Origin of the sequence: Evansella sp. AB-rgal1, assembly GCF_041820985.1 — a bacterium.
GTDB lineage: Bacteria > Bacillota > Bacilli > Bacillales > Salisediminibacteriaceae > Evansella.
In genome coordinates, this window is the sequence record NZ_JBGUAU010000007.1 from 202162 (window position 1) to 208361 (window position 6200).

General features: G+C 35.1%; 6 protein-coding genes. 5 read left to right on the plus strand and 1 reads right to left on the minus strand.

From position 1 onward, the window contains the following. The first annotated feature begins 12 nt into the window (after positions 1–12). The 5 genes from ACERII_RS08070 (at position 13) to ACERII_RS08090 (ending at position 5679) form a co-directional block, all read left to right on the plus strand. Positions 13–1401, plus strand: a complete 1389-nt coding sequence (locus tag ACERII_RS08070; protein ID WP_373641413.1) for a YheC/YheD family endospore coat-associated protein — start codon at positions 13–15, stop codon at positions 1399–1401. Positions 1402–1464: 63 nt separating this feature from the next. After that, complete coding sequence (locus ACERII_RS08075; protein WP_373641414.1) at positions 1465–2493, plus strand: YheC/YheD family protein; 1029 nt, start codon at positions 1465–1467, stop codon at positions 2491–2493. Between the two features lie 76 nt (positions 2494–2569). Further along, positions 2570–2740 carry a hypothetical protein gene (locus tag ACERII_RS08080; RefSeq protein WP_373641416.1) on the plus strand — a complete coding sequence of 57 codons (171 nt, stop codon included), beginning with the start codon at positions 2570–2572 and terminating at the stop codon, positions 2738–2740. A gap of 552 nt (positions 2741–3292) precedes the next feature. Then, positions 3293–4219, plus strand: a complete 927-nt coding sequence (locus ACERII_RS08085; protein ID WP_373641418.1) for a PucR family transcriptional regulator — start codon at positions 3293–3295, stop codon at positions 4217–4219. A 359-nt stretch (positions 4220–4578) separates the two neighbouring features. Continuing rightward, the gene (locus ACERII_RS08090; RefSeq protein WP_373641419.1) at positions 4579–5679 is read left to right on the plus strand and encodes an ABC transporter ATP-binding protein; all 1101 of its coding nucleotides are present in this window, start codon (positions 4579–4581) and stop codon (positions 5677–5679) included. 77 nt (positions 5680–5756) lie between these two features. On the opposite strand, the gene ACERII_RS08095 is transcribed toward ACERII_RS08090, so the two are convergent. Then, a complete protein-coding gene (locus ACERII_RS08095) occupies positions 5757–6002 on the minus strand; it encodes a hypothetical protein (RefSeq protein ID WP_373641420.1) in 246 nt (81 codons plus the stop codon). Between the last annotated feature and the right edge of the window lie 198 nt (positions 6003–6200).

Genomic DNA, 6200 nt, shown 5'->3' on the forward strand with positions numbered 1-6200 from the left:
AGTGAATAAGAAATGACTCAAATTATTGAGATAAAAAAAGGTACATCTCAAGAAAATGCTCTTTTTATCTCCCCTACGCAATGTAAAACCTGGAAGATTCAGCAAGGAGAAACGAAGACGATTCAATTTGGTACAAAAGAGATTCCCTGTACTATTTACCATAGAGAAAATCTTTATGATGATGAATGTATCCTATCTGCTGAAGCCTGGGATGAATTATATATCCCCTTTTCTTTAAACGTTACAGTTGAATACGATATGGTAGATCGAATTTATCTTGGACCCATTATAGGCATATTCACCGCTGGGTTTACTGGGAGTATTTTACGCCCTATTGGTGAACGATCCTTTTTATTCGCCAAATATATTCATGCAGCACAAACGTCTGGTTCCATAGCGTTTGTCTTTGGATCGCACCATATTCATTGGAACGAAGGCGTTGTTGAGGGATATACCTTTTTAAAGTCAGGTTGGAAAAAAATAAAACTTCCCATACCTAACGTAGTATATGATAGACTCCCTAATCGTAAAACAGAAAAGCATCCCTCCTACTCAGAAGTAAGAGAACGACTACAAACAGACTATGATATCCCTTGGTTTAACCCAGGTTTCTTCAGTAAGTCTAGTATTTATGATCAGCTTATACGCTTACCTCACGTAAATAAATTCCTACCTGTGACAATTGCTAGTCCAACTCAGGAGGAAATCAAGAAATTCGTTCATGATCATAAACACGTCTACATTAAACCAAAAAATGGGAGTCTTGGATTGGGAATACACCAGATAATCTTTGATGAAAAAGATAATTTTTACTATTGCAGATTCCGTGACCATACTCGTAACCGCCTAAGACGATATAGTTCGCTATCACGCTTGTTAAAAACTCAATTCCCCAGTGGGTATGATCACCTTGTAATCCAACAAGGAATCGACTTATTAAAATATCAAAATAACCCTATCGATTTTAGAGTACACACAAATAAAGATGAATTTGGAAATTGGAAAATAAGTGCTATCGCAGCTAAGATTGCAGGAACTGGCAGTGTTACAACACATGTAAAAAGTGGAGGACACGTAAAGTCGGTGAATGAAATATGGAGTGATTTGCAATTAAATAAAAGCTTATTAGAAGATCTAAAAAAAGCTGCAATATCTTTAACGTTAGCTATCGATGAAACTACAGACGGTCATGTAGGGGAAATAGGCTTTGATTTAGGAATTGATGAAGAAGAGAACGTTTGGATGTTCGAAGCTAATTCTAAACCAGGGCGAACAATTTTTTCACATCCAAAACTAAAGAAAGAAGATCATTTAACAAGAAAAATGCCTATGACCTATGCTGCTTATTTATATCAAGAAGCAATTCAAGATATGAAATCGAATAGTCAGATGCCTATATAATCAGATTGAGTTGTTTAAAAGATATTATAAAAAAATAAGTGCATATTTTGAGGATGGTAACGAATGGACTTTAAGATTAATAACCAAAAAAACGTGATAATACTAACTGGTCCGAAGAAAGAAAAGCTTTTCACTGGGGAAAGAACGTTTTATAAAGATCTGTTGCGTTCTATTCAGAAACGGGGAGGACAGGGATTCATCCTTCCCTTCTGGAAAAACAAATCCTCAACAGATGCATATAGTTGGAACGAGCAGGATAATAAATGGATAAGATCCCTTTGTCCTACACCAACATCTGTATATAATCGATATCCATATCGTGATGTTGAAACAGAGCCTACCTTTCAAGATTTTCTTCGTTCTTTAGAGAAAAGAGACATTCCTTACTTCAACAACTCTTTCTTTAATAAACAACATATTTCTACTCTTCTTCTACAGCATCCAAACTTAAGATTCCATTACCCTTACACAAAAGTTTTATCCTCTTTCCATACTTTATATTCCTTCCTCGAGAGACACCCTACCATTTTTTTAAAAGATATCCAGGGGTCTCAAGGGAAAGGAATATGGAAAATTGATCGAGCAAAGGAAACATACACTCTTTTTTCTCAAAAAAAAGTTTTTTCCTCCTTATCCTTCAAACAATTACAGTATGTATTAAGTGAAGTAATAAAGTTGAAGACGATTATAATGCAGGAAGCCATACCATTTATAAAAAAAGACAATAAGATGTATGATTTTCGTGTTTTAATGATTCTATCTCAAGGATACTGGAAATTAGTTGGAATTGGTGTTCGTTATGCATCTCACGGAGGATTTACAACACACGTGCCAAGGGGTGGAGAAATCTTATCTATAGATGAGGTTATTATTCGACCGAATGAGACACTGGTAGAGGAAATAGGCCAAGAGATCGGTAAAACGTTAGAAAGGCATTATAAAGTAAAGGAATTTTCTTTTGACTTTGCTTTTGATGAAAATCATCATATGTGGGTAGTGGATATTAATAGCAAACCTATGACCTTTGATGAACCTTTAATACAACAGAAACGTATCGAATTACTGACAGATATTCTCCTTTTTGATACTTAGCTCTTATTTAGCTAAGAAAAGAATGGATAACTTTGCCTCTATGAGAAAGACTATTTAGGTAGAGGAGGGAATAATGATGCAAAAAAAAGATTCTAACCACGAAGGTCGAGATCGCGTGATGGTTGATGTGGACCGTATGACGAATGAAGGATTAGCTGGCGGAAGGGATCATGTTACCCATGGAAAACGCCAAATTGAAGAAGCACAGAATTTCAAGGAAGAATCTCCACCATACAAAGCAGAGTAGTCATGATGAGCCTAGCGGGTTTTCTTAAACTTGCTAGGTCTTTTTACATATGGTTTGTTTGATAGTGATTTAATGAGTCTACCCTGAAAATACGTGTATCAGACTAATATGGAATACTAACTTTGTTGGTTGTATTCCATTCACTACTGCCCACTCCCTTTCCTGTGGGGAGTTGGCAAGCCTCCTCGAGCGCAAGCGCTCTGCGGTGTCTCGCCTCTACTCTACTTCCCACTGGAGTTCCGTGGGCATTCGCTCATTCCATCGGAAGTTTATAGTACTAATATACTTCATAACGTATTTTCATCCGTCATGGTGCAAATTTTCACTTGCATGGAAGTCTACTCTGAAAATACGTGGGTTCATGGTAGTCAAACTTATCTAGTATGACCAACTTTTTTAGTTTATATTCCATTCGCTTCTGTCTGGTCTTTTTCACCCATGATCATTAAGGGAGTAAATTCTTTTTATGATATTTCTATCTATATATAGCGATATTTGCTTTGTTTTTATATACTAGTAGACAAAGCACATTAGAAGGAGTAACTATGTATTATGCTGAATCGTTTAAAAAATAATTATGGTCATGCTTTATGTACGGAGACAAATAAAGTGCCTCTATCTTTTCGTTTAACTATTTCTGATCCTACAGATGAAGGTAAAGTTATTACTTTCGATAAACGAGAACTATCAAACGATGAAATAGTGTTATTGGAGACTCTTTTTTTCGAAAAGGATGATTTGATACTTGAACCCAAAACCCCTACTGAAAAGAAGTTATTTAACTTCCTTACAGGAGATGGGCCAGACGACGATGTGGATGCGATAAAAAAATCTATTGCGTTCCCATGCCGGTTTATCCATTTTACCATTCAAGGTACGTTGGCAGATCGTTCTGAATTTGAGGATGCTATGAAAAATTTGTTTATATCCTCTCATGACCTGTTATGGCTAACTCCTAAGAGTGGTTTTTTTGTTCAAGCGATTGATGAATTTTTTGAAGAAGATATCCCTATCGAATCCATCGTCGATACCATTGTTTCTGACTTTTTTGTACAACTTTCAGTGTATGTTGGATCGCCAATTGCATCCTTTGAGGAATTAAAGGAACGTTTTTCATGGGAAAATGAAGTGTTTGAAATAACCAGACAATCAATTCCGTCCAAAAAGATCTTTTTTGAGCAAGAAATCATTCCTTATTTGTTGTTTAAAGATTTGCAAGATACTACGAAGAAAAAGCTTTTGTCATTACTTGCTCCAGTATTGGATGATAAAACGCTACTTGAATCGGTTAAACTATATTTAGAATGTAATCTAAATGTAAGTTTAGCTGCAAAAAAACTATTTATGCATCGGAACACCCTCCAATATCGTGTAGATAAGTTTATTGAAAAAACGTCCATAGATATAAAGAGGTTTCCAAATGCGGTAGCTGTTTACTTTATGTTAACACTGTTGCAACACACAAAAAGAGAGGATTAGTTGTAATAGGCTAACCTCTTTTTCTTTTTAGAAGGTAATTTTTCACTCCACTCTCGAGAGCTTTACAAAACTACACAAACTCTATTCCATAATCAGATTTAGAAGATTTCACAAAAATAGCTATCACTTTCTACATTCTCCTATCAAAGAAAAATTAAGTACATTTACAACATTGAAATACAGTAAAGTCGGTTATAAAAGCGTTTGCAACATTGTGCACAAAAAAAGATTCATTTTTTTATGCACTTTTACAGTAGTTTTGAAAACCTTTTCAATATAAACTAAGATTATAAATTGATAGCAACTAAACAAACACTAGAACGTAGTAAACGTTCATATAAACTAAGGAGTGAATTTACATGGCAGATATTAGCTTTAAGCATCTTTACAAAATTTATGATGGTGACGTAACAGCAGTAACTGACTTCAATTTAGAAATTGAAGACAAAGAATTTATCGTATTCGTAGGTCCATCTGGTTGCGGTAAGTCAACTACACTTCGAATGGTAGCAGGTCTTGAGGACATTTCTAAAGGAGAACTTTACATCGGTGGAACACTAGTAAACGATGTAGCACCTAAAGATCGTGATATCGCGATGGTATTCCAAAACTATGCACTTTATCCACATATGAACGTTTATGATAACATGGCATTCGGTCTTAAGCTTCGTAAGTTCAAAAAAGCAGAAATCGAAGAGCGTGTTCAAAATGCAGCAAAAATCTTAGGATTAACAGAAATGTTAGACCGTAAACCAAAAGCAATGTCTGGTGGTCAGCGTCAACGTGTGGCACTAGGTCGTGCGATCGTACGTGATCCTAAAGTATTCTTAATGGATGAGCCTTTATCTAACCTTGATGCAAAGCTTCGTGTACAAATGCGTGCGGAGATCACTAAGCTTCACCAACGTCTTCAAACAACGACTATTTATGTAACACATGACCAAACAGAAGCGATGACAATGGCAACCCGTATCGTAGTTATGAAAGATGGAATTATTCAACAAGTAGGTCGTCCAAAAGATATCTATGATAACCCTGACAATGTATTCGTTGGTGGATTTATCGGATCACCTTCTATGAACTTCATAACTGGTAAGTTAGTTGATGGTTTCTTCGTATTCGATGGAGAAGCTAATAAAAAAGTTAAAGTTCCTCAAGGAAAATTAAAATTAATTGAGAAGTTTAATAATAAAGAATTGATTCTTGGAATTCGTCCAGAAGACATTCATGATGAGCCTGTTTTCGTAGAATCAGCTGACGATGCTGCATTTGAGGCATTTATCGATGTTGCGGAGTTAATGGGTGCAGAAACTTTCCTTTACTCAAAAGTAGGTGGCCAAGACTTCATCGCACGTGTTGATTCTCGTACAGATGTAGCTAGTGGTGAAACATTAAAAATGGCTCTTGATATGAACAAAGTTCATTTCTTCGATCCAGAAACAGAATTACGTTTACGTTAATTATTAACTTAATTATATTTGGTAATATTAAATGCCCCCCTTTTTGCCTCCATAATTATATGGGGGCTTTTTATTCTTTATTTTTCCTTAATCATGATCAATTCATCTTTATTACACGTAGGGCACATTACTAAATGAGGACATAAATTTTGCTGTTGATCACTTGAAATACCATCAATCATTTTCATTAGATCAATAGGCATGTAAGCACTATAATCATCAAAATAGTCTAAATATCGCCCTTGATCATCCATTAATGATTCACAGGAAGTACATTGTTGTTTAATTTTATCTAAACCATTACAAACGGGACATAACGCCATATTGTTTCCTCCTAAATTACATTCATTATTCTATCTCTCCGGAAAGTAGTTCATTTTATTTTCTGCTTTTTCCCTCGATGATACTCCTTCCATTAATTAAAAACTTTCACAAATTATTTACTTTTTACATTATCCTCTACTTATATAAAACATAAAAATACAAATATTAACTATACTACATCTAATTGCTCTACATAC